This window comes from Seonamhaeicola marinus (assembly GCF_008085455.1).
The window spans coordinates 1-221 of sequence record NZ_VSDQ01000042.1 but is presented as its reverse complement, the minus strand read 5'-3'; the positions used below and the strand labels follow the sequence as shown (position 1 = coordinate 221).

1 pseudogene is annotated in these 221 nt (G+C 41.2%); it reads right to left on the bottom strand.

From position 1 onward, the window contains the following. Positions 1-221, bottom strand: a pseudogene (locus FUA24_RS00270) (dihydrolipoyl dehydrogenase); the annotation flags it as partial.

The window sequence follows — 221 nt, the reverse complement described above, 5'->3', positions numbered from 1 at the left end:
CGGCAACAGCTTCCATAACAGCTTCACTCATTGTTGGGTGTGGGTGAATTGCTTTTAAAACTTCATGCCCTGTGGTTTCAAGTTTTCTGGCTACAACAGCTTCAGCAATCATATCAGTAACGCCAGCACCAATCATGTGGCAACCTAACCATTCGCCATATTTAGCATCAAAAATTACCTTTACAAAACCTTCATAATTTCCACCAGCTTTAGCTTTACCA